The 23,307-nt window shown below is 72.4% G+C and carries 17 protein-coding genes; 10 read left to right on the top strand and 7 right to left on the bottom strand.

Going from position 1 to position 23,307, the window contains the following annotated elements; genetic code table 11:
* Positions 1 to 7: 7 nt before the first annotated feature.
* On the bottom strand, positions 8 to 760 hold the full coding sequence (locus ABH940_RS17585) for a hypothetical protein (RefSeq protein WP_370070056.1): 753 nt from the start codon (positions 758 to 760) through the stop codon (positions 8 to 10).
* A 411-nt stretch (positions 761 to 1,171) separates the two neighbouring features.
* Here ABH940_RS17585 and ABH940_RS17580 point away from each other — a divergent pair, with 411 nt between their 5' ends.
* A complete protein-coding gene (locus ABH940_RS17580) occupies positions 1,172 to 3,370 on the top strand; it encodes an MMPL family transporter (RefSeq protein ID WP_370070058.1) in 2,199 nt (732 codons plus the stop codon).
* Positions 3,371 to 3,459: 89 nt separating this feature from the next.
* Here ABH940_RS17580 and ABH940_RS17575 read toward each other — a convergent pair whose 3' ends face one another.
* Positions 3,460 to 4,704 carry an NADH:flavin oxidoreductase/NADH oxidase family protein gene (locus tag ABH940_RS17575; protein ID WP_370070060.1) on the bottom strand — a complete coding sequence of 415 codons (1,245 nt, stop codon included), beginning with the start codon at positions 4,702 to 4,704 and terminating at the stop codon, positions 3,460 to 3,462.
* Positions 4,705 to 4,802: 98 nt separating this feature from the next.
* Between ABH940_RS17575 and ABH940_RS17570 the strand changes: the two genes are divergently transcribed.
* Positions 4,803 to 5,447, top strand: coding sequence for a TetR/AcrR family transcriptional regulator (locus ABH940_RS17570; RefSeq protein WP_370070062.1), 645 nt, complete (start codon positions 4,803 to 4,805; stop codon positions 5,445 to 5,447).
* A gap of 3 nt (positions 5,448 to 5,450) precedes the next feature.
* Here ABH940_RS17570 and ABH940_RS17565 read toward each other — a convergent pair whose 3' ends face one another.
* Entirely contained in the window at positions 5,451 to 5,957 is a 507-nt protein-coding gene (locus ABH940_RS17565) for an SRPBCC family protein (RefSeq protein WP_370070064.1), read from the bottom strand.
* Between the two features lie 333 nt (positions 5,958 to 6,290).
* On the opposite strand from ABH940_RS17565, the gene ABH940_RS17560 reads away from it, so the two are divergent.
* From ABH940_RS17560 to ABH940_RS17550, 3 genes are all read left to right on the top strand, one after another.
* Positions 6,291 to 7,583: a CopD family protein gene (locus ABH940_RS17560; RefSeq protein ID WP_370105652.1), complete on the top strand. Its 1,293-nt coding sequence runs from the start codon at positions 6,291 to 6,293 to the stop codon at positions 7,581 to 7,583.
* Between the two features lie 217 nt (positions 7,584 to 7,800).
* Entirely contained in the window at positions 7,801 to 9,321 is a 1,521-nt protein-coding gene (locus ABH940_RS17555; RefSeq protein ID WP_370070068.1) for a serine/threonine-protein kinase, read from the top strand.
* Positions 9,321 to 9,791: a PPOX class F420-dependent oxidoreductase gene (locus tag ABH940_RS17550; RefSeq protein ID WP_370070070.1), complete on the top strand. Its 471-nt coding sequence runs from the start codon at positions 9,321 to 9,323 to the stop codon at positions 9,789 to 9,791. Before ABH940_RS17555 ends, ABH940_RS17550 begins: the two co-directional genes overlap by 1 nt.
* 42 nt (positions 9,792 to 9,833) lie before the next feature.
* Here ABH940_RS17550 and ABH940_RS17545 read toward each other — a convergent pair whose 3' ends face one another.
* Positions 9,834 to 11,750, bottom strand: a complete 1,917-nt coding sequence (locus tag ABH940_RS17545) for a protein kinase (RefSeq protein ID WP_370105651.1) — start codon at positions 11,748 to 11,750, stop codon at positions 9,834 to 9,836.
* A gap of 163 nt (positions 11,751 to 11,913) precedes the next feature.
* Entirely contained in the window at positions 11,914 to 12,843 is a 930-nt protein-coding gene (locus ABH940_RS17540) for an SGNH/GDSL hydrolase family protein (RefSeq protein WP_370070074.1), read from the bottom strand.
* 290 nt (positions 12,844 to 13,133) lie between these two features.
* Here ABH940_RS17540 and asnB point away from each other — a divergent pair, with 290 nt between their 5' ends.
* The 5 genes from asnB to ABH940_RS17515 are packed head-to-tail and all read left to right on the top strand — an operon-like array spanning position 13,134 to position 20,577.
* Positions 13,134 to 14,963, top strand: a complete 1,830-nt coding sequence (asnB, locus tag ABH940_RS17535; RefSeq protein ID WP_370070076.1) for an asparagine synthase (glutamine-hydrolyzing) — start codon at positions 13,134 to 13,136, stop codon at positions 14,961 to 14,963.
* Positions 14,963 to 16,036: a PrpF domain-containing protein gene (locus tag ABH940_RS17530; RefSeq protein WP_370070078.1), complete on the top strand. Its 1,074-nt coding sequence runs from the start codon at positions 14,963 to 14,965 to the stop codon at positions 16,034 to 16,036. Before asnB ends, ABH940_RS17530 begins: the two co-directional genes overlap by 1 nt.
* Entirely contained in the window at positions 16,029 to 17,465 is a 1,437-nt protein-coding gene (locus ABH940_RS17525) for a dihydroorotase family protein (protein ID WP_370070080.1), read from the top strand. Before ABH940_RS17530 ends, ABH940_RS17525 begins: the two co-directional genes overlap by 8 nt.
* Positions 17,462 to 18,760 carry an MFS transporter gene (locus ABH940_RS17520; protein ID WP_370105650.1) on the top strand — a complete coding sequence of 433 codons (1,299 nt, stop codon included), beginning with the start codon at positions 17,462 to 17,464 and terminating at the stop codon, positions 18,758 to 18,760. Before ABH940_RS17525 ends, ABH940_RS17520 begins: the two co-directional genes overlap by 4 nt.
* Positions 18,757 to 20,577 carry a multicopper oxidase family protein gene (locus tag ABH940_RS17515; RefSeq protein WP_370105649.1) on the top strand — a complete coding sequence of 607 codons (1,821 nt, stop codon included), beginning with the start codon at positions 18,757 to 18,759 and terminating at the stop codon, positions 20,575 to 20,577. Before ABH940_RS17520 ends, ABH940_RS17515 begins: the two co-directional genes overlap by 4 nt.
* 67 nt (positions 20,578 to 20,644) lie before the next feature.
* Here the strand turns inward: ABH940_RS17515 and ABH940_RS17510 are convergent, their stop codons facing one another.
* Both ABH940_RS17510 and ABH940_RS17505 read right to left on the bottom strand, forming a co-directional pair.
* A complete protein-coding gene (locus ABH940_RS17510) occupies positions 20,645 to 20,812 on the bottom strand; it encodes a hypothetical protein (protein ID WP_370105648.1) in 168 nt (55 codons plus the stop codon).
* Positions 20,813 to 21,001: 189 nt separating this feature from the next.
* A complete protein-coding gene (locus tag ABH940_RS17505) occupies positions 21,002 to 23,221 on the bottom strand; it encodes a sensor histidine kinase (protein ID WP_370105647.1) in 2,220 nt (739 codons plus the stop codon).
* Between the last annotated feature and the right edge of the window lie 86 nt (positions 23,222 to 23,307).

Genomic DNA, 23,307 nt, shown 5'->3' with positions numbered 1-23,307 from the left:
CGGGGAGTCACAGTGGTTTCACGAGTGGACGGTAGACCTGCACGCTGGAGATCTCGGTGGTGATGGGCGTCAAGGTCGTCGGCTCCCGACCCGGCTGCCCGGAGATGCTGAGGTTGACGATCAGATATGCCTTCCAGTCGGCCGGCACGCCCTTGTGGTCGTTGAAGACGGCTTTCAGGTCCCGCACTGAGTCGCCGAGATACCAGGTGACGGAGTCGGTGCCGAGCCGGGCACCGACGTATATCCACTTTCCGAAGCCGAGGAGACTGTTCCGGACCAGCGCGCCGTTGTCACCGTCCACATGGTTGACGAACTCCGCGAAACCGGGCAACTCGCTGTGCCACTCCAGGATGTCGACCTCGTTGTCACCGTCGTTCCACGTCCACACTCCGGGCCAGGCCGCGTGACCCCCGCCCTCGGTGCGGTTCGGCAAGCGTAGATGGACCACCACGTAGTCGTCGGGGCGCACCATGAACCCGTCGCCTCCGCAGGGGCCGCCGTCCCAGGGCTCGGTCGTGAGCAGACCCGTGGCCCACTGACCGACCGGAGAGTGCGTGAGCGGGCGGGCACGGAAGAGCACACCCCCGCCTTTGACGACGGACATCGCCCCGGTCGTGATGTTGTCCAGCTTCAAGTTGCCCGGGTTGGTCCGCCCGTCGGGATAGGCCGACGTGTAGGGGCACCACACGGCACCGGGCCTGCCCCAGTCCGCCTTCCGGAACAGATCGCTGAAGACCAGAGGCGTCTGCGGAGGAATCACCGGAGAAGCCGCAGCCGGAATCACCTCAGCGGCCGCAGCCGGTTGGGGCGTCACCAGTGAGATCGCAATCAGCGGGAGCAGCCCGCAGAGCCATACTCCGGGACGCGGACATATCTGGGGCCAGGACACAGGCCGATTCCCCTCTGGGACAACGCGCGACAGCCCCTGCTCATGACGGGCACTCACCCAACAAACGCCATCCCCACGCGACTCGCACTCCCCGCTGAGCCGTTCGGGATGTTCTGGAGCGGATCCCCACCTGCGGGGGCGCCGACCAGGGCGGGCCGGGAGCCCCGGCTGGACGCGCCCGAATCGCGCGAGCCCACCGGCCTGCACAGAATTGCGTGGACAGCGCGGCCGTCCCGGAGCAGATGTCCGGCGTGCCGACCGGCATCCTGCGGAGGCGCCAGCGTGTCCACGTACCTGTTCCAGCTCGCCCGCTGGGCGTTTCGGCGCCGGCGGATCGTGCTCTGCTTCTGGCTGGTCGTGGCCGTGGTCGCGATCGTGCTGGCGACAGCGAGCGGCGGCAAGACCAACGACACGTTCACCATTCCGGGCACGGAGTCGCAGCGGACGACGGACCTGCTCAAGCACACGCTGCCGGCGCTGGCCGGGGGTCAGACGCAGGTGGTGTTCGCCGCGCCCGCCGGGCAGGCGGTCACCAACCCGGGCCCACGGGCCGGTGTGGAGGCGTCCCTGGCCAGGATCAGGGGCGTGCCGCAGGTGGCGACGGTCTCCGACCCCTACGCGGCTCACGGGGTGTCGCCCGATCAGAAGGCCGCGCTGGTCAGCGTGCAGTGGAACGGGCAGCCCGGCGACGTGAAGGACGCGTCCCTGAACGACCTCAAAGCCGCGGTGGCCCCCGCACAGCAGGCGGGCGTGCAGGTGGAGTACTCCGGCAGCGTCTATCCGGGCTGGCGACTGGTGCCCTCGGAACTTCCCGAGCTCATCGGCCTGATCATCGCCTTCTTCATCCTGCTGGTCACCTTCGGCGCACTCGTCGCCGCCGGAATGCCGATCCTGACCGCGGTCCTCGGGGTCGTCGTCTCGCTGATGGGTATCACCGCACTGGCCTCGGTCATCAACATCGCCTCCGCATCGACCACGGTCGCGATCATGCTCGGGCTGTCCTGCGGCGTCGACTACGGCCTGTTCATCCTGTTCCGGCACCGCAACCAGGTGCTCCAGGGCATGGATACGGAGCAGTCCGTCGGCCTGGCCGTGGGCACCGCAGGCGGGTCGGTCGTCTTCGCCGCGCTGACGGTGATCATCGCGCTGTGCGGCATGTCCGTGGTCGGCATCCCGTTCCTGACGGTCATGGGGCTCGCCGCCGCCGCCGCGGTGGCCGTCGCACTGCTGATCGCACTGACGCTGCTGCCCGCCCTGCTCGGGTTCGCCGGCACGAGGATCACCTCGTTCGTCAGCGGCCGGCTGCGCCCCGGGCACCACGAGCGGGTGGCCAAGACCTCGGCGGAGGAGTCGCCTCGCGCGTTCGGGGCCCGGTGGTCCCGGTTCGTCGTGCGGTACCGGCCGCTGGTCGCGGTGGCCGGCGTCGGCTTTCTGCTGCTCCTGGCCGTCCCGGCGCTGGACATCCAGCTCGGGCTGCCGAGCGGGGCCTCGAAACCGACCTCCGACACCTCACGCCGCGCCTACGACCTGATCAGCGATCACTTCGGCCCCGGTTACAACGGTCCGCTGCTGGTGGTGACCGAGCACGGCGTGCCGCCGGCGAACGCCCAGCGGCTGGCGGCGGAACTCGCGACCCAGCAGAACGTCGCCGCAGCGGCGCCGCTGGCGGTGACCCCGCAGGTGGCGATCGTCCGGGTGATCCCCAAGACCGGCCCCAACGACACCGCGACGGCGGATCTGGTGCACGGCCTGCGCGACCACCGCGCCGCGATCGAGGCGGTCGTCGGCGCACCGATTCTGGTCGGCGGGACGACCGCGTCCAACATCGACGTCTCCCAGAAACTCGCCGACGCCCTTCCCGTCTTCCTCGCCGTGGTCATCGGGCTGGCGTTCGTGCTGCTGACCCTGGCCTTCCGGACGATCCTGGTGCCGATCAAGTCGATCATCGGCTTCCTGCTGTCGGTCGCGGCGGCGTTCGGCGCGCAGGTGGCGATGTTCCAGTGGGGCTGGGGACGGCACATCTTCGGCATCACGCCGACGGAGACCATCAGCTTCCTGCCGCTGATCATGCTGGCCATCATCTTCGGCCTCTCCAGCGACTACGAGGTCTTCGTCGTGTCCCGGATCAAGGAGGACTTCATCGCCACCGACGACGCGCGCGGCGCCGTCGAACGCGGTACGTCGCGGGCCGCGCGGGTGGTCACCGCGGCCGCCCTGATCATGTTCTCGATCTTCGTGGCCTTCATGTTCACCAACGACCCGACCATCAAGGCCATCGGCTTCAGCTTCGCCATCGGCGTCCTCCTCGACGCCTTCGTGGTCCGCCTGACCGTGGTCCCGGCGGTGATGGCGATCGTCGGCGCCCGGATCTGGTACCACCCACGCTGGTTCACTCGCTATGTACCCGACCCGGATATCGAGGGCAGCCGCCTGGAGCACCTCCAGACCGTCGACCGGCCCGCAGCCAAGGAATCCGGCTGAGCCTGGAGAGGCACTCTGGTTCGCACCCTCTGCCGCCATGACGGAGAACCAGAACGCCGGTCTGTGGGGTGGTCATCGCACCCGGACCGTCACCGGGTGGCCTGCGACGTGGGCAGCCAGGCGCGGTAGCCGCGCAGTGCCTTGCGCTGGTGACGCTGCTCGGCCAGCAGCGCGACGGCCGGGCGGGTGCCCGGCTTCGGGGCGCTGCCGCGGGCGATGCGACGGAGCTGGTGGCGGACCATGGCCATGCTGGCGGCCGAGGCGAGGGCCTTGTCGGACCAGGTCACCGGCCGGATCTGCCGGTCGGCCTCGCGGCCCTCGACCCAGCGGTTGGGCAGGTCGGGGGTGACGGAGAGGGCGGTGCCCATGCCGATGACGTGCACGCCGCTGTCCAGGACCGCCTCGGCGGTGTCGCGGCGGGTGATGCCGCCGGTGAGCATCAGCGGGAGGGGGCTGGTGGTGAGCAACTCCTTGGCCAACTCCAGGAAGTAGGCCTCCCGGGCCGCGGTGCGGGCGTCGGCGGGGCGGCCGGTCATCGCCGGGCTCTCGTAGCTGCCGCCGGACAGCTCGACCAGGTCGACGCCGAGCGGCGCCAGCCACTCGATCACCTGACGCGCGTCGTCGGCGTCGAAGCCACCGCGCTGGAAGTCGGCGGAGTTGAGCTTCACGGCGACCGCGAAGGAGGGCGAGACGACGCCGCGGACGGCGCGGACGACGTCCAGCAGCATCCGGGCCCGGTTCTCCAGCGACCCGCCCCACCGGTCGGTGCGCTTGTTGACCAGGGGCGAGAGGAACTGCGACAGCAGGTAGCCGTGTGCGGAGTGGATCTCCACGCCGTCGAAGCCCGCCTCCTCGGCGCGGCGGGCGGTGACCGCGAACCGGTTCACGGTGGCTTCGATCTGCTCCGCGGTCATGGCGACCGGCTTGCCGAAGCGGCTGCTGAGCTTCCCCAGATCGACACCGACGGCGGACGGTCCCCACACGACGCCGGGCATGTCGGACGAGACCTGGCGGCCGGGGTGGTTGATCTGCATCCAGATCGACCCACCGGCGGGCTTGCCGGCCTTGGCCCACTCGACGAACGGCGCAAGCGGCGCGGCCTCGTCGAGCACCACGCCGCCCGGACCGGTCAGCGCCTCGGCGTGGACCATGACGTTGCCGGTGATCAGCAGGCCGGTGCCGCCGGCGGCCCAGCGCCGGTAGAGGTCGATCAGCAGGCGGTCGGGCAGCTGACCCGCGCCGGCCAGGTTCTCCTCCATGGCCGCCTTGGCGATCCGGTTGGGCAGCACCGCCCCGGAGCGCAGCTTCAGTGGCGAGAACAGCGTGCTGGCCATCGGGAATCTCCTGTCCATCGATTTCCTCGACTACGATGTGTACAACGCTCACATTAGGCCAGGAATGTATGCGGCGTAAACATCAGAGAGGGTGACCCGTGCCACAGCCGACCAGCTCCTATCACCACGGCGATCTGCGGGCCGCGTGCCTGCGCGCGGCACGGGAGTTGCTGGAGGAGGACGGCAGCGCCGGTCTGTCCCTGCGGGCCGTCGCGCGCCGGGCCGGGGTGTCGGCGACGGCCCCCTACCGCCACTACGCGGACCGCGACGCACTGGTGTCGGCAGTCGCCGCGGAGGGCTACCGCGAGCTGGCCGACGCCCTGGCTGCCGCGCACCCCTCACCCGCGACTCCCGACGAGCTGGCCACGGTCGCGGTCGCGTACGTGCGCTTCGGGCTCGAGCGCCCGGCACTGTTCCGGGTGATGTTCGCGGAGCCCTGCGATCCGAGCAACGAGGAGCGGGTCGCTGCGACAGCCGCCATCTCGCAGTACGTCCGCGACATCGTCCACGGCGTCTTCCCTGGCAGCGATCCGGAGGCGCTGTCGACCGCGGTGTGGGCCCTGGTCCACGGCCTGGCGTTCCTGCACCTGGACGGAAAGCTCGACTCCGCCACCCCCGAGGTGGTCGCAGACCAGGTCCGCGGAGCGGTCCAGGCGATACTCGCCGCCTCCATGGCAGCTCCGCGGACGGAGGGTGGGCCGCTGGAGGAGGTCGGGACCCAGGCCGACCTTCAGCGGTCCTGACGTTCAGGGATGCTGTTCGTCTGCCGTCGAGTCGGCCTCCAGCGAGCGCTTCAGCGCGGCGAGCGTCACCGTCATGTTCCTGCGGTTCCATTCCGCGCGGCCGCCGGTGCGCAGCACGGTCTCCGTCGTCCAGGCGCTGACCCGGTCGCGGCGGTCCTGCCAGAACTGCTCCACCACCGTCACGCCGCCGTCCGCGCCGCCCGGTGTGAGGCGGAATCCCCAGCGGGCGACCGGTATCGGCCCGAAGCTGACGTCCCAGGCGAAGCTGCGCCCCGGCTCGGCTTCGACGACGCGGCAGACGGTGCTCCAGCGGATCCCGCCCTTGCGGTTGCGCCCCTGAAACCGCGCACCGAGCACCGGTCCGCCCGGACTGCCCCGCCAGGCCGCACCGGTGCACTCGGGGCTCCACTCGCCCATGCGCGTCACATCGGCGACCGCGGCCCAGACGGCGTCCGGCGCGGCGGCGATCTCCGTCCGGACGGACACGTATTCACGGCCGGCACTGGTCATGCGTACCTCCTCCTGAGGATGATTCAGGCATCGCACCGCGCCCGGGCTCGCCGCGTCAACGTGCGCCGGGTCACCGCGTCAGCGGGACGCCGTCGCGGTCATGAACGAGTGTCAGCGGAGCCGGGCAGGTGGCGGCGGTCTCCGAGTTCTGACTGGTTGTCTCAAGCGCTTCATCAGCACCGCGACAGGTCCGGCGGCCGGACGGTCCGTCAGCCGACCCCCGACCACCCGGCATGAAGCCGGTTTGCGAATCACTCGCCCCTTGAGGTTAGGTAAGCCTTACCTAAGCCAGCCTTTGCGCTGCCCGCCCTCACCCGCTAAGGATGGTTCGCCATGCCCTTTTCCGACCCGCTGCCGCAGTCGCTTCCGACTGCGGCGCCGTCGCCGTCCACCCCGCTGGGGCCGTTCCTGGACAGCGCACTGGCATGGGCGAGTTGGAGCACGGTGATGGCCTTCGTCGGGCTGATCGTGCTCGCCCTGCTGGTGGCGGCCCCCTCCGGGCGGGTCGGAGCCGATACCCAGGCCCGGGTCCGCACCCGGCTGACCGCAGCCGCCGTCGCCGCCGGAGCGCTCGCGGGCCCGGCCGCCCTGGTCGGCCTGGCGCACGACGCCGCCGGCGGACCGGGCGGAGGCTACGACTACCCCGCCGCCTGGGCCGGGCTCTTCGACGGCAGCGGTGGCGGGTTCCTCTCCGGCCTGCAGGTGGGTCTGCCGATGCTCGGGGCCCTGCTGCTCATCCCAGTGGCGCTACGCCGCGCCCCGGCCGGACGCTTCCACGGCGCACTGCTGTGGTCGGGGCTGACGGCCGGTCTGACAGCCCTGGGCAGTGCCAGGTTCCCGACGCAGGTCCGCAACGGTCTGGGGCGCACCGTCTTCGAGACGGTCGTCTGGCTGGCGCACCTCTTCGGCGCCGCGGTGTGGTTGGGCGGACTGGTCGGCCTACTGCTTCTCGCCCTGCCCGGCGCGGTGGCACCGGCCGACCGCGGCACCTTCTGGGCGCCGACCATCCGGCGCTTCTCCCTGGCGGCCACCGTCTGCGTCGCGGCGATCACCCTGTCCGGACTGTTCCTCTACTGGGAGCACGTCGACGGCCCGGGGCAACTGCTCAGCACCATGTACGGGCGCGTGCTCGGCGTGAAGATCCTGATATTCGGCTCGGTGCTCGTGCTGGGCGCCTTCAACCAGTTCTGGCTCCACCCCCGGGTCCAGGCACTGCGCACCGAGGGCGACGCCGGACGCGCCGCCGGTGTCGCCCTGCGCCGCTTCCCCATCGTCGTGGCGGCGGAGGTCGCACTGGTACTGCTGGTGCTGTTCGTCGCACCGTTTCTGCACGGCTCGGCCCGCAGCCAGGCCTACCAGGCGCAGCAAGCACAGCAGGCACAACAGGTAGGCAAGGCGCGGCAGACGACCCTCGCCGACGCCCCGCCGCCGAAGCTGCCTGCCAAGCAGGCAAGCGCGTCCACCTGGGCCTACGGCAGCGCCGAGACGGCGGTGGTGATCGCCGTCATGGTCATCGGCTACCGCTGCTCGGGCCGCCTCGCGCGACGTCGTGCCATGGCCGTGGCAGCGACCACCCCGACCTCGCACCCCTTGCCTACGAGCACGGCCCGGAACGTGCCAAGCTGATGACCCGCCACCAACAGACGCCATTTCAGGGTCGTTCACAGGCCAGGGGCGGCCCGCAGGGCGCACAGCGCCGCCGGGTGTCGCAGGGACCGGTGACGGCCGACGAGGTGCCTGCCGCGCTGGAGACGGTCCCCGACCCGGATGCTGCTCTGCCGCGTGTCGGGATCTGGAACACTGCGGTGGCGGACTGTACTTGGGACGGGGACGGGGGCAGAAGGTGTCGCAGGAAGGCAACGACGTCGGTGTCGTCGGGGACGCCGGCGCCGGCCGACCGGGGCAACTGGTCGGTGGGCGGTACCGGCTCCAGAAGCGGCTCGGCACTGGCGGGTTCGGCAGCGTGTGGCAGGCCCACGATGAGGTGCTCGGTGTGGACGTGGCCGTGAAGGAGGTCCAACTTCCCCCCACGGCCTCGCCGGAGGAACACACCGAGCGAGTGCTGCGCGCCCAGCGGGAGGCCCGCCACGCGGCCCGGTTGCGGGACCATCCGAACGTTGCCGGAGTCCACGACGTCGCCGTGGACTCCGGCGTGCCGTGGATCGTCATGCAGTTGATCGTCGGTCGTTCACTGGGCGACCGGATCGCCGAGGAAGGCCCCCTCACGCCCGTCCATGCGGCGCGGGTGGCACAGGCCGTTCTTGCCGCGCTCGCCGCGGCTCACGCGGCCGGGATCGTCCACCGTGACGTCAAACCGGCGAACATCCTGTTGGCCGACGACGGCCAGGTGCTGTTGGCCGACTTCGGGATCGCGGTGCAGCAGGACCAGACGGCACTCACTGCGTCCGGCGTGTTCATCGGATCCGTGGACTACCTCGCGCCCGAGCGGGCCCACGGTTCCCCGGCGGGCCCCGCCGGAGACCTGTTCTCGCTGGGGGCCACGCTCTACCAGGCCGTGGAAGGGCGGCTGCCGTTCCGGCGTGACACCCCCGTGGCCACCCTCGCGGCGGTCCTGTTCGAGGACGCTCCGCCGACGGCCCTGGCCGGTCCGCTGGCCTCGCTGATCAACGGACTGTTGGTGAAGGACCCGAAGGCGCGCCTCACCGGCCCGCAGGCCGAGTCGCTGCTCGCCCGGAGCCTGTCCTACACGCCGACGGCACCCGCCACCCGGCCGGTCGCCGGCGGGCCCGGCATCCACGCCGCTTACCCGCCGCCGAGGCAGCCACCGGCCTCGCCTCAGACCGCCCCCGGACCACAACCGCGGTACAGGGCCGCGGCATCCGTACTCGGGCCGGTCGGCGTGCTGGCGCTGTGCGGCATCGCCATGCCGCTGAAGGCGGTCGGCCTCCGGCTCTCTCCAACACTGGGCCTCCCCCAGGGCATGGCCGACCGGAGCAACCTGGCGCTCCACAGCGCGCTCGGACTCGACCAGTTCCCTTCCCTCTCGTCGAGCGGGACGCTGCTGCCCTGGCCGTGGCTCCTGCCCGCCCTGGCCGCGCTCGTCTGCGCAGCTGTCCTGCCCTACCGGCCGCATCCCGGCCTTCGGATCCTCGGATACGCCTGCGCCCTGGTCCTCCCGATCTGTCTGGTCATCACGGACCTACAGCTACGGCCCGATCACTTCGCGGTGGTTCACGCACTGCCGGCGGCCGTCCAGGCGGGGTTGTCGGTCACGTTCGGCCCGGGATGGTGGCTGCTCCACGCCGGTACCGCGTTGATCATCGCCACGTTGGTCTGGACACACATCCGCAGTGCCAACGGCTCGAATAGGGTGGCCGAAGGCCTCCGAGGGGAGAAGAACTGATGGCACGAAACATCGCGGCGAACACGAAGGTCGAGCGTGACGGCCTGCTGGAGTTCATCCGCCCGCGGCACCGGATGATCCTGATCACCCGGCGCGCCGACGGGGCGCCGCAGGCGTCCCCCGTGACCGGCGGTGTCGACGACTCCGGCCGGATCGTCATCTCCAGCTACCCCGAGCGCGCCAAGGCTCGCAACGCCCGGCTCCGCCCCGAGGTCAGCGTCATGGTGCTGTCCGACGAGTGGGACAGCGCGTGGGTGCAGGTGGACGGTCACGCCGAGGTACTCGAAGCGGCCGAGGGGCCGGCCGCCCTCGATGCCTTCGTGGAGTACTTCCGCAACATCTCCGGCGAGCACCCGGACTGGGCGGAGTACCGCGACGCGATGGTCGAGCAGGGCAAAGCGCTCGTGCGCATCACCCCCGACCGCTGGGGCCCGATCGCCACGGGCGGGTTCCCCGCCCGCCTCGGCTGACGGCTTTGACAGCCCGCACAGCCCGCACACCCTGACAGTCCGTCAGTCGTTGGACCAGATCTCGTCGGCGGAGGAGCTGCAGGCGGTGAGGACCGCGTAGCCGCCCACGGTGGCGTCGTTCTGGAGGCACTGCCCGGCTGAGGGGTTCTCCAGCGTCGCGCCGGAAGAGGTCGGCTGGCCGAAGCTCCACACGTCGGCGCTGGTGCTGCCGCAGGAGACCATGTAGGTGTAGTTGTCCCCGCTGCCTGCCAGGCAGTTGCCGGAGTCGGGGTTCAGCAGTTCGAAGGTGCCGCCGGAGACCGACGCGTAGGTCCACTCGAACGGGCTGCCCGAGGCGCAGGCCGCGATGTAGCCGGAGGTGCTGTGGGACGCACTCTGGGCCAGGCACTGGCCGTCCAGGGCGGACCTGAGCCGGTGGGTTCCGCTCGGGGTGACGCTGCCTCCGGAGCCGCCCGTGCCACCGCGCGTTCCCGTGCCGCCCGACGTCCCCGAGGTGGTCGAACCGGTGGCGCCGCCTGGCCCCGTGGAGCCGTTGGCCCCGGTGGAGTTGTTGGATCCGCCCGACGTCCCGGCACCACCGCTGCCGGTGCTGGTGCCGCCGGAGCCGCCCGTACTGCCGCCGTTCGCCCCGCCGGTGCCCCCACCGCTGGCGCGGGGCGACGTGGAATCGCTCGCCTTGGGCGAGGACGGCGACGACGGCGAGGCCGACGCGGACTTGCTCGCGGAGGCGGAGGCGGACGCGGACGGCGTGCCGAGCGTGGCGACCGCGCTCGTCGTGCCGCTGCCGGAGGCGGAGGGCGTGCCGCCCGCATGCTGGTCCATGAGGTACGGCACGAGCGCCACCGCGCCTGCACCGACGGCTACCAGCAGGGGAATCACGAACCCTCGGAATCCGCGCCGCCTGGGCCTCTCCGGCTCGCCGGCCGGCGCCACGATCTGGGCGACGGGCGTAGCGGGCCCGGCCGGTCCGGCGGGGCCGTCCGGCACGGGCGCCATCACCATGGTCGCCACATCAGGGACGCGCTGCACGGCATCGGCGCGCAGTGCCAGGCGCTCGCGGACCCCGGACGGCCACGGTGTCACGTCCAGGCCCACGTGCCGCGTGGCCCGCGCCACCAACTCGGCGCTGGTGGGCCGATCCTGCGGAGCGCGCGCGAGGCACTGGGCGACCACGGCGGCGAGTTCCTCGTCGACCGCACGCAACGGCTCGAGATCGGGCTGCTCGTGGACGATGCGGTAGAGCATCTGCACGCCGCTGCCGTCACCGTACGGCGGCTTCCCCGTCGCCGCGTACCCCAGCAGGCAGCCGAGCGCGAACACGTCTGTTGCCTCAGTCACCGCGCGGTCGCTGGACGCCTGCTCGGGCGACATGTACGACGGGGTGCCGATCACCATGCCCGACTGGGTCAGCCGGCTCTGCTCCAGGGCCCGCGCCACGCCGAAGTCGATGAGGGTGACGCCGTTCTGACGGAGCATCACATTCGACGGCTTCAGGTCCCGGTGCACGATGCCGATCTCGTGCACGGCTGCCAGCCCTGCGGCGGCCTCCCGCAGCAACAGCCAGATGTCCGGCACGGGCAGCGGTCCGCGGTTCAGCTCCAGCGCCTCGTCCAGGGTGATACCGGGGACGTACGCGGCGGCCAGCCACGGCGGTTGGGCCTCACGGTCGCTGTCCAGCAGGGCGGCGCTGACCCCGGCGGGCAGGCGGGCCAGGTTGTCCAGCTCGTGGCCGAAGCGCTGGACGAACTCCTTGTCCTCGGTCAGGTGCGGGTGGACCTGCTTCACCGCGGCGAATCGCCCGTCGGCGACCCCCAGGAAGACCCGGCCCATCCCGCCGGAGCCGAGCCGACCCGTCAGCGTGAACGGACCGATCCGCCGCGGGTCGCCGCCGGCCAACGGCACGGCCCCGAGGCCATGCAGGTCCGAGCCGTCCGCACTGTCTCCCCCGAGCGCCGTCATGCCGAGCAGGCTAGCCAATTCCTGCACGCGTCGTCATGTCAGAGTCACTAACTCCCCAGCCCACCACGGTTTCCGCACAACGCGGAAGGCGTCGGAACAGGCCGGTGCCGGTCGCAGGTGGCCGAGACCCTGCGCCCGGCGGAGGCCCAGCGGTGACGCTCGATCAGCCCTGGGCCAGGTGCTCGACGATGATCCGGGCGAAGTTCTGCTCACCGAGCAAAGTGGGGTGCATCGGGATGGTGCCCCCGGTGTGACCGGGGACGATCAGGTTGACCCAGTTACTGGTGGGCCGGCAGCCGTCGTGTCCCGCCCCGGGGCCGATGAAGTCGACGTACTGGGCGTGGTGCTGTGCGGCGACGGCCTCGGTCACCCGGCCGAGCTGGTCCACCAGCCCTTGCAGATACGCGGCGTCCTGCGGCCAGAACGGCTGGCGCGGGAAGCAGCCGGCCGCTCCGAAGTAGTCGGCGTAACTGGTGATCAGAATCCGGGCCTGCGGGGCCCGCTGGTGCACCGCGTCGAGGACGGCGGCCAAGCGGGGGGCCTCCGCAGCGACCAGTGCCGCGCCCTTGTCGACGCCGCCTGCGGTCTCGGTCGCCTTGCACGAGGTCCCGAGCGGGGGCGGCATCAGGTTGACGCAGCCCGCGGCGAACTGGGCCAGGTCGATGTCGTTGGCGCCGATCGTGAGGGTGACCAGCGCCGTGGACGGCGACACCGCGCCGATCTGCAGCGGGACTCCCGATCCGCCCGGCAGGTCCGCCGTCTGCGGAGTGGTCAGGACGTTCGCGCTGGTCGCACCGCTGCAGGTGACGTCGCGGAACGCGGTGATGCCCAGGTCCCTCGCGAGCAGATGAGGGTAGTCGACGTCCGACTGCAGGCAGGGGTCGGGGTGGTAGCCGTCCTGCGGCATGAGGGTCGGACCGGCCGCGAACGAGTCGCCCAGGGCGATGTACTCGACGCCCGCCGCAGGCGCGGCGACTGCCGCGGCCTGGGTGGCTGGAGTGGCTGGGGTCGCTGACACAGCAAGCAGCGCGCCGAGCAGCGCCGTCCCCGAACGCCGAAAACCCCTGCTCACCGCACGGTCAGTGGCGCTCATCGCGTCTCCTTCGATGAAGGCGTACGCGATGCAGGTTACGCTCCGTCAGCATCGGCCCGTGGGCGACGCCACGCGGATTCGCCGACGACGAGCGCAGAGTCCACCCGAACGGGGCGCGGATGCGGCGCGCCGCTGGCGGAGCCCGTCGGGCAGGAGGCTCACCCGGGCGAGGACCGGGCCCGGACCGGGCGAGGTCGGGACAACGGGCTCAGGCGGGCGGGACAGCGGGCCGGGGAGGTTGGGGGCATCGGGAATACCCCGAGAACCCCCAGTGGAAGGCACGGGCCATCATGTGCAGGATCCACGGCCACTTCGACGCCGACCTCTCCCCGCACGACATGCGCGCGGCCGGCGCGCTGCAGCGGCACGGCGGGCCGGACGAGGCGCGGCTGGCGTACGGCGCCGGTTGGGCGCTGGGCTGCAACCGGCTGGCGATCACCGATCCGGCGGGCGGGCGGCAGCCGTACGACGGCGCGGGCGGCCGGATCAAGGCCGTCTTCAACGGCGAGATCTACAACCACGACGAGCTGCGCGCCCGCCTTACGGCACGCGGCCACCGCTTCACCGACCGTTGCGACGGCGCGGTGCTGCCCGGGCTCTACCAGGAGCACGGGACGGTCTTCGCCGAGCACCTCGACGGCATGTTCGCCCTCGCGCTGGTCGACCTACGCGCCGAGCCGACGCTCGTGCTGGCCACCGACGACGCCGGGATGAAGCCGATCTACTACCGGTGGGACGGCCACCGGCTCCACTTCGCCTCCGAGCTGCCCGCGCTGCTCGCCATGGGACGGGAGCGGCCCGGCCTGTGGGAGCCCGGGCTGGAAAGCTACCTGGCGACCAAGACGCCGTTCGGCGAGCACACCCTCGTCGACGGGGTGCAGGTGCTGCCGCCCGGGACCACCGCCGTCTGCACGCGCTCGCGCGGGCTGCGGCTCCACCGCCGCCCCGCCCCCGAGCGTCCGCCCGTCGGTGAAGGCGCGCCGGGCGAGCAGGTGCGCGAGGCGCTGGCCCACGAGGTGCGCCGACTGTCGGTCGCGGACGCGAACGTGTGCGCGATCACCAGCGGCGGGCTGGACTCCAGCCTGGTCACCGCGATGATGGCCGCCGGCCGGCCCAGAGCCGCCGTGCACTCGTTCAACATCGCCTACCGGGGTGAATGGCCGCACGACGAGCGGCACTTCGCCCGTGAGGTCGCGGGCCGGGCCGGGACCGCGCACCACCAGGTCGAGCTGGACGCGGCCCGCTTCCCCGAGCTGCTGCCCGCCGTGGCCTGGCACCTGGGCCAGCCGAACGCCGATCCGATCACGCTCAGCACCTACGGCCTCTTCGAGGCCGTGCACCGGGCCGGGTTCAAGGTCGCGCTGACCGGCGACGCCGCCGACGAGATCTTCGCCGGGTACGGCCGCGTCCACACCGCCGTCACCACGCACGGCACCTGGCTCCCCGGCTACGTCGACGCCCTCGCGGCGATCCCGGCCGAGTACCGGCCGCGCCTGTACAGCGCCGAGTACGCCGCCTTCGTCCGCCAGTACGGCAGCGCCTCGGAGGCGATCACCGACCGGCTGAGGGAGGAGGCCGTGCACCGGCCACGGCTGGACGTGCTGAGCGACTTCGAGACCCAGGTCCGGCTTCCCGCCTACCACCTGCGACGGGTCGACCACCTCAGCATGGCGCATGCGGTCGAGGTCCGACTGCCGTTCTGCCAGCGGTCGGTGCGTGAGCTCGCCCGCGCCCTGCCGCCGGACCAGCGGCTCGCACCCGGGAGCGGCCGAGGCAAGGTGGCCCTCTACGCCGCCGCGCGCGGACTGCTGCCGCAGAGCGTGCTGGACCGGCCCAAGCAGCCGTTCACGCTGCCGATCACGGCCATGCTCGCGCCCGGGACGCCGCTGTGGGCGTACACGCGCGAGGTGCTCTCCCCCGCCCGGCTGCGCACCGGCGGACTGCTGGACCCTGCCGCCGTCGACCGGCTGCTGCGGGCGCAGCAGGCCCGCCCGGCCGACTGCCTGGCCCTGGCGACCTGGTCGCTGCTGATGTTCGAGCTGTGGCGCGAGGAGTTCGCGGTGCGCCGCACCGCCGCCCTCCACCCGGCCCAGGAACGAGAACTGACGGAGGTGGCGTGATGACCGCCACGATGACGACGCCCACGATCACGACGGCCCGGCCACCGACCGCTGCGCCACTGACCACGCCGACGACCCACCTGGGCTTCGCCGCCCTCGCCCGGGCCATCGGCGCGCCCGGCCCGACCCTGGTCCTGGACGCCGACGCGCTCCCCGATCCGCTCCCGGGCGACGGTGCCGAGCTCCTGTCCGCACTGACCGGGATCCGCCGCCACCTGCCGCGGCGGGCCGGTGAGCCGGAGGTGCTCAAGTGGGCGCTGATCCGGCCGTCCGCACACCCGCTCTTCGACGTGGACTACCGCTTCGTCCAGGCGATGCCGGACGCGGCCGACCACTTCGACCTGAACGGCAACTGCGGCCACTCACTGCTGGCCGCGGTGACCGCAGCCGCGCAGGCCGGGCGGTTGCCCGCGCTCCACGCCGGGGACCGCGTCCGGGCGCGGGTGCTGAACAACGGTGACCAGGTGGTCTGCCAGGTGGACCATGCCGCAGGCCGGCGCGCCGTGTTCACCGCGCACTTCATCGCCCCGCCCGGCACCCGGCTCGGCACGCTGCTGCGCGACGGCGGCCGGGTGGTCGCCATGGGCAACCCCTACCTCTTCGTCGACGCGGCCCATCTGGGCGTGCGGGACCGCGAGGCGCTGTTCCGGGGCGAACAGCCCGACCTCTACGCGACGTTGGAACGCCTGCGTCGCCAACAGGCGGCCCGGTTGGGCTGGCCGCAGGACGGGGCGTTCCCCAAGGTCGCCGCCGTCGTGCCGGTCGCCCCCGGTCACCTCGCCGTACGAGCGCTGACGGTCGGGGGGTGGCATCCGGAACTGGCGCTGACCGGCGCGGTCTGCCTCGCCGCAGCCTCCGCGCTGCGCGGCACGGTCCCGGGCCGGCTGCTGACGGCGGCCGGTGACAGCGCATGCGCCCCCGGACAGCTGGTCATCGACACGCCGGCCCGCCAGGTCGTCGCGTCCTACGCGGCCACCGGCGACGGTCCGGACGACGAGCTGGAGTGGGTCAGCGTCGGCGGCAAGGAGACCCGCGCGCTGGGCACGGTCGCGGTGGGTGTCGGCGATGAGTGAGCTGAGTGGGCCGAGTGACCTGACGACGCACCACCAGGAGCAGCCGTACGACCTGGTGGTCACCGGGGCCCGCCTCGTGAACGGGGACGAGGTGGTGACGGGCGGGCTGGCCGTGTCGGGCGGCCGGATCGCCTGCCTGCTGGGGCCGAACGAGCGTCCGCCCGCGCGGCGGACGCTCGACGGCGGCGGACGCCACCTGCTGCCCGGCCTGATCGACTCCCATGTGCACTTCCGCACACCGGGGTTGACGCACAAGGAGGACTGGGCGCACGCGAGCCGCGCCGCCGTCGCGGGCGGCGTCACCACGGTGATCGACATGCCCAACACCGTCCCGCCGCTGCGCACCGGCGAGCAGGCCCACCGCAAGGCCGAACTCGTCGACGGCAGTTCGCTGGTGGACTTCCGCTTCCACCTCGGCGTCGCGGGCGACGATCCCGCACCGCTGCGCACGGTCGGCCCGCGCGAGGCGACCAGCGTCAAGGTCTTCCTCGCCGGGCACCACACCGCCCCGGACGTGGTGCGGGACCCGGTGCAGCTGGAGAAGATCTTCCGCACCGCCGCCGAGTCCGGCCTGCGGCTGCTGCTGCACGCCGAGGACGACGGGGTGTTCGGGCTGCTGGACGAGTGGCGCGGCGAGCCGTCCGGCTACGCCGAGTACGAGCGGCACCGGCCGCGCAGCGGCGCGATCGTCGCGGTCGCGCGGGTCCTGGAGCTCGTCCGCCGCCACGGCACCACCGTGCACATCCTGCACGCGTCCACCGCGGAGGAGGCGGACCTGCTCACGGCCGCCGCGCACGCGGGCCTTCCGGTCACCTTCGAGGTGACGCCGCATCACCTCTCCTTCACCGCCGCCGAGACCTGCCGGGTCGGCGCGCGGGCCCGGCTCAGCCCCGCGCTCCGGCAGCAGCCGGACCAGGAGCGGCTGTGGCGTGCCATCCGGAGCGGTCAGGCCGCCTCCCTGGGCAGCGACCACGCCCCGCACACCCGCGAGGAGAAGCTCCGCTCCCCCGCCCAGGCCCCGCCCGGACTGCCCGGCGTCCAGGAGATGCTGACGGCCGTCCACACCGGCCTGCGGCGCCGCGCGCCCTTCGAACCGCCGGACGCCCACCTGTCCCTGCTGGTCCGGCTGCTCGCCGAGCGCCCGGCGGAGCTGTTCGGACTCGACGAGCGCAAGGGCCGGCTGCGGCCGGGCCTGGACGCCGACTTCGTCCTCTTCGACGCGGACGAACGCTGGATGCTCGGGCCCGGCACGATCCACTCCAAGTGCGGCTGGTCCGCGTACGAGGGCTGGACGATGACCGGCCGGGTCCTGCACACCGTCCGCCGCGGCGAGACCGTCTACCTGCGCGAGGGCGACGACGCGGAGTTCGGCGCGCCCGACGGCCGCTGGCTGGACGCCCGCCGCCCTGCGGACGTGGAACCGCGATGACCGAGTCCACCGCGACGACCGCGACACCCCGGACGACGGCGACGCTGCGGCGCGGCGAGCTGGCGGTGTCGGCGTTCGCCTGCGGCGTCGGCGTGGCCGGGATCTACTACGCCCAACCGCTGCTCCCCACGATCGCCTCAGCGTTCCACGCCCACCGGTCAAGCGCGGCATCGGTGGTGACGGCAGGTCAGCTCGGCTATGCGGCAGGCCTGCTGCTGATCGTCCCGCTCGGCGACCGCCTCGCCCGGAACCGGCTGGCGACGGCCCTGCTGTGGGCAGCCGTCCCGGCGGCGGTCCTCGCGGCGACAGCCCCGGCGCTGCCCGTGCTGTGCGTCGCGGCGGCGGGGCTGGGCCTCTTCGGCAGCGCGGCACAAGTGCTGGTCGCGCGGACGGCGTCAATGGCGGGCGCGGAGCGGCGGGGACGCGCGGTCGGCACCGTCATGGGCGGGTTGACGGCGGGGATCCTGCTCGCACGGGTGGTGTCGGGACAGGTCGCTGCGCTGTGGGGGTGGCGTGCGGTGTACGCGGCGGCAGCAGTCTTGTTTGTGACGGCAGCAGTTGCACTACCTCAGGGGCGCGGGGAACCACGCGACAAGCGACCCACGCCGGTGGAGCCCACCATGCGCAGGGCTATCCGCACAGGGGGGTTCGCGGCGGAGCCGCATATCAGCAGAGCCTCGCGCCCCCGGATAGGGCATCTCCTCGCCGGGGAACGCTTGCTCCTCGCCCGGTGCTTCTCCGGCTTCGCCATCTTCGCCGCGTTCTCCGCCTTCTGGACGCCCACGGCATTCCTCCTCTCCGGTCCGCCGTTCCACTTCGGGGAGAGCGCCATCGGGTTGTTCGGGCTGACCGGCATCGCCGGCGTCCTGCTCGCACAGCCCGCAGGCAGGGTGTGCGACCACGGTCACGTGCGCCCCGCACGCTTCGGTTTCAGCACGTTGATGGTCGTGGCGTTCGTGCCGCTCGCGCTCGGCCGGGGGAACCTGGTGCTGCTGGGTGTCGGAGCCGTCCTGCTGGACCTGGGGCTGCGCGGGGTGCAGACCGCCAACCAGCAGCAGATCTACGCCCTGCTGCCCGCCCACACGCACAGCCGGGTGACCACCGCCTACATGACCTGCTACTTCGTCGGCGGCGCGGGCGGCTCCGCGCTCTCCGCCGCGGTCTGGGCCGCCGCCGGATGGTCCGGCGTGTGCCTGCTCGGCGCGGCGTTCGCCGCGCTGCCCCTGATCCCCCAGGTCGTCGCCGCGCTGCGGCCACGGCCTACCACAGTCACCGGTTCCGAGGAGGCGTCGTGACATCCACCGCCACAGCCACCAGTTCCAAAGCCAGCAACACCGTCCTCACCAAGTTCCTCGATCCGCTGCGGATCCCGCGACGGCTGCGCGTGGACCGCGCGGAGCGCGAAGCCCGGTTCACCCTCCGCACCGTCGGCGTCGACCTGCGGTTGCACACGCAGCTGCCGCCGACGCCGCTGTGGACGTACGACGGCGAGTTCCCCGGCCCGGTGTTCGACGTGCACCGGGGGCAGCGGCTCCACGTGACATGGGAGAACGGCACCACGACGCCCTACCCCGTCGTGGACGCCTTCCTCACCGACGCGCCGGGCAACCCGTCGCTGGCGATGAACGACCCGGGCATCGGCCAGGCCCAGCCCGTCAAGGGCGTGGCCTCGCTGCCCGCCTGGCAGGTCACCCACCTGCACGGCGCCGTGACCGGCGGCAACAACGACGGCTGGATGGAGAACGCCGTCCTGCACGGCGACATGCAGCTGTCCGAATACCCTGACGACCAGCCCGCGATGACACTCTGGTACCACGACCACGCCATGAACATCACCCGCCTGAACGTCTTCGCCGGGCTGGTCGGGATGTACCTGCTGCGCGACGACGAGGAGGATGCGCTCGGGCTGCCCGGCGGCGACCGCGAGATCCCGCTGATCGTCTGCGACCGCAACCTGGAGACGGACGCGGCAGGGCGGTTCACCGGCCGACTGCTGCACAAGACCACCGGCACACTGCCCTTCGTCGGGCCGTACACGCTGGTCAACGGCACCATCTGGCCGTTCCTTGAGGTACGCCCGGGCTGGTACCGGTTCCGGGTGCTCAACGCGTCCAACTCGCGCACCTACCGGCTGCACCTGCTGGACGAGGCGGGCACGGTGGTCACCGGCTCCGCCTGGCAGATCGGGACGGACAGCGGTCTGCTGGGCGCTCCGCTGCCGATCACCGACGCGGGGCTGACCCTGGCCCCGGCCGAACGGGCGGACGTGCTGGTGGACTTCGGCGCGTTCCGCGACCAGTCACTGCGGCTGGTCAACTCCGCGCAGGCGCCCTTCCGCGGCGACCCGCTGCCGGCCGGTGTCAAGCCCGGCGACCCGCTCCCCGCCGACCGGCTGCCGGAGCCGGACGTGATGCAGTTCCGCGTCGCCGACGCGCCGCTGACCGACACCTTCCGGCTGCCGACGACGCTCTCCCCGTCGTACTACCGCCTGACCCACGACCGGCTCCCGCCGGACCACATGCACCGGATGCTCGGACTCGCCGCCGACCCCGACGGCACGCTCGGGCTGTGGGAGCTGGGCGAGGTCCCCTCCTCGGAGGGGCCCACGACGGCGGTGAAGGACGGCATCATCCAGGTCACCGACCAGAACGGGGTGACCACCACCTACCAGCGACTGGCCCGCCACTTCGACGACCAGCTCAACTGGCGTGCAAGGCAGGACAGCTGGGAGGTGTGGCGGATCCTCAACCTGAGCGGGATCCTGCATCCGATCCACATCCACCTGACCCGCTTCCAGCCGCTGTCGATCGACGGCTACGACACGGCCGCTTTCCTGCCCGCGAAGGGCGGCACGGCCCCCGGCGCACCGGTCGCACATCTGGACTCGCTGCCGATCGACCCGTCGCTGACCGGGTGGAAGGACGTGATGCGGGTGCCTCCGGGCACGATGGTCACCGTGGCGGGCCAGTTCCGCGGCGCGTCCGGGCGGTACATGTACCACTGCCACATCCTCGAACACGAGGACGCCGGGATGATGCGGGAGTTCTCGGTCATGCCCGGCGCCGTCATGGACGTCGGCGGGATGGGCGGCATGGGCGGGATGAGCTCATAGGCCGGCACGCCGCAGCGTCTCGCCGACGGACCCCGGGGTCCGTCGGCGAGACGCTGTGAGGCGGTGCTCAGTCCGCCGTGTCCGGCGGTTCCGACTCCGGCGCGCACGGCTCGTGGTGGCAGCCGTCGGGCGCGGGCGACGGTTCCGGGGCGGGCATCGGCGGGCACGGCGGGTGCTCGCACCCCGGCTGGTCGGCGACGGCCTCGTCGCTCTCGATCGCTGGGTTGACGGTCATCGGTAGCTCCTGACTTTCTGCCCCTGTTGCGAGGAGCGTCCCCCTGGGTGTCGGAGGCTGGTGCGGCCTCCGAGGTCGAATGTCCGCCACCGGTTGTCCCGGGCGCATGGGTCCAGCGTCCCAAACCGGTCCCGAACGGGCATCCGGACGGGCCTTCGGACGCCGGTCCGTCGCGCGTTCAACAACAGCTCAGGCGCCGGACCGGACCGGGATCTCCGCACGGACCACCACCCCTGTCCGTCCGACACCCGACGCCGACGAGTCCACCCGCAGTGAGCCGCCGAGCTCCTCGGCCCGCTCCGCCATCGACCGCAGGCCCACCCCACCGCCGCTGCGTGCGCTCGCGTGACCGGCATGGACGCCGTCCATGCAGGTCGCGCGGTCCATGCGGTCCACCCCGTCCATCCCGGTGCCGTCGTCGCCGATCTCCAGCCGGGCCGCGCCGTCGGCCACGCACAGGCGCAGCCAGGCCCGCGCGGCGTCGGCGTGGCGGACCACGTTGTGCAGGGCCTCGGCCGCGATCCGGTACACCGCCACCTCGACGGCGGCCGGCAGTTCCGGCAGCGGATCCGGAAGCAGCTCCACCTCGATCAGCAGCTGTCGCCCGGCCAGCCCGGTCGCGAGCTGCCGCAGACCGACGCCCAGACCCTCCCGGTCCAGCGCCACCGGCGTCAGCCCGGCGGTGATCCGGCGCAGTTCGACGATGGCGTCGGCGATTCCCTCCGACACGCCGCCGAGCCGACGGCCCGCCGCGTCGTCCTCGGGCAGGCCCGCGCGGGCGGTGTCGACCTGGAGCCGAAGCCCGGACAGCGTCGGGGCGAGGCCGTCGTGCAGCTCCCGGCGCAGCCGCCGCCGCGCCTCCTCGCGCGCCAGCACGATCCGCTCCCGGCTGGCTTGGAGCTCCTCGTAGAGGCCGAGTGAGGCGATGGCGGGCGCGGACTGGTCCGCGAGCAGGCGCAGCACGTCGTGGTCCTGCTGGTCCAGGTCCGGCTCGGACTCGCGTGCGGCGACCTCGAGTTCGCCGACGGCGTCGCCCTCGAAGACCAGCTCGAAGCGGTGCCAGACGGGCCCGACCGCCTCGCCGAGCGTGGCGGTCTCCCGGTTGCCGCCGCTGGTGCGGACCAGCACCCGCGCCGCCGGGAACCGCAGCGTCGTCACCACGCTCGTGCAGAGCAGCAGCGGCGCCTCACCCGGCGTCACCGTCCGGCTCAGCCGCCCGGCGAGCTCCCGGACGACGTGGTAGGGCCGCGCCCGGTCGCCGTAGTAGGAGCGGTCGACGCCCCGGACCGCCCAACCGCCGGTGGCCCGCAGCAGCAGTCCGATCGCCAGCGATCCGACCGCCAGTACCAGCGCGCCGGGCGTCCGGGTGCCCGGCAGCACGTCCGAGAGCCCGATCGCGAGTGCGAAGTAGCCGACCACCAGCACCGCAAGGACCACCAGCGCGGCGAGCACCCGGCGCGTGGCCCGGTCCAGGTGCGCGGACCGGTCGCGGGCGAAGAGCACGATCAGGCCCAACGGCCACAGTGCGAGCGGGCCGTAGAAGAGCACGAGGGCCGCGTCTCCCTGGACGGGGAAGAAGTAGTCCGCGTAGCTGCCCGCCGTCAGCAGCAGGAACGGGATCGTCATCACCAGCAGCACGCTGCCCGGCACGGCCTGACGCCCCGTTCTCCGCCGCGTCAGCAGCCAGGCGCGGACGGCGAGGACGACGAATCCCAGCGCGGAGAGGGCGACCGGCACGTAGCTGATCGGCGCGCTCAGGACCGGTTGGAGCGCATGCGTGATCGAGGTCCACGGACGGTCGGTGGCAAGGGGGTTGCTCATGCCGTACCACTCGTCCCTGGTCGCGGTGTCGAGCCAGACCTCGCCGAGCGTCCACACGCCGATCGCGCCCACCAGCGCCCGCCCCCAGCGCCGTCCGGGCAGCGTTCCGTCGGGCAGCCAGAACGGCAGCCCGTAGAGCGTGAAGACATACAGGACGTCACCAGTCAGCCCCGCCAGGACGACGACGGTGCGCATGGCATGGTCGGCGCCCAGCGCCGCGCCCGCGATGGAGGCGGCGTGCCCGACCAGCTCCCCCGTCGCCGCCACCAGCAACAGCCGCCCGACCGCGCCACCGGAGGGATGGACGAACGTGAACGTGCCCGCCAGCGCGCAGACCAGCATGAACAGCATGCGCGAGCCGAACGGGCCGAAGTCCAGGCCGGTGAGGCGCGATCCGCCCAGATCGGTGAAGGCGAGGGAGAGCCACACGAAGCAGGCCCCGAGCGAGACCGCGCAGGCGACGACGGCGCGTCCCAGCCGGCGTCCACCCGGTCCGGGCGCCCTTCCGCCAGTCCGGGCGCCTCCGCCAGTCCGGGCGTCTCCGCCGGTCCGTGCGTCTCCGGCGCTGCTCGCGGTCAGTTCGGCCATCGCACTCCCCGGCCCTTCCTGCTCCCTCCCCCGTCCGCCGTGGCGAATCTCCAGCCTCCCTCGGGGGTTGTCCCGGGCGCATGGGG

It is taken from the genome of Streptacidiphilus sp. BW17, from assembly GCF_041262485.1.
Lineage (GTDB): Bacteria > Actinomycetota > Actinomycetes > Streptomycetales > Streptomycetaceae > Streptacidiphilus.
Note: the sequence above shows the minus strand (reverse complement) of the source record. Positions and strands in the feature narration are given on the sequence as shown.